The sequence below is a fragment of the Helicobacter suis genome, from assembly GCF_902196125.1.
Lineage (GTDB): Bacteria > Campylobacterota > Campylobacteria > Campylobacterales > Helicobacteraceae > Helicobacter > Helicobacter suis_B.
Genome location: NZ_CABIKG010000061.1, coordinates 1 through 728 on the forward strand (window position 1 = coordinate 1; position 728 = coordinate 728).

Here is a 728-nt window from a genome sequence, read left to right on the forward strand (position 1 = left end):
CTAGCCAGCCTAAGCGTTATATGCTTGAGGAGTTTAAAGTTAAGGAGTTTAAAGAAAAACCCGCATTAAGTAGGAGTAAAGAAGAGACTTCCGCTACTACAAATAAAGTAGAGAATCAAGAAAACCAAAAAGTTACTAAAGAATCTAAGAGCCTTTATACCCAATGGAAAAATGCCTTTAACCTTAAAAACACCAATGAACCCTTTATTCCTAAATTTGCCCCAGAAGTTAAAGAGGCTTTAGAGGGTGTGCTACATGGAGAGCAAATTAAGCTTACTCAAGGGAGTTTGTATAAGCTAGTTAAACGGAGCAGAGAAGAGTTATTGCCCTACATTAGACCGACTTTAGAAAACGCGGATGCCATAGTAAAACAAGTGGATAATGCGTTAATCTTTGTTAAAGACCTTGAAGGGAAAAAATATTTTACTAGTGTAGCGCGCAATGATAGCGGGGAGTGGATCATAGCTAGTAACGCGCCCAAAACGCTTAATAATATCCAAAACAAGATTAAAGGGGGAGGGGAGGTATTGTATAGCACCCTACCCGAACTTCCAATAATCGCTAAGTCCGAATTATCCGCTAAAGCGTTGAATAGCGAAGTAGGGAAAGTGGAGGCTACTAAACCGGCGCTTAAAAGTCAAGAAATACCCCTTGATCAGTTGGATCAAAGAATTATTAAGCCTGAAGAATTCACACCAGAACTAATTAAGCAACTTAAGAAAAACCCA

The 728-nt window shown here is 39.0% G+C and carries 1 protein-coding gene; it reads left to right on the plus strand.

The window, feature by feature from the left end:
• On the plus strand, nt 1-728 hold a 728-nt coding region (locus G6Q00_RS08305; protein ID WP_275896776.1), incomplete at both ends, for a PBECR2 nuclease fold domain-containing protein.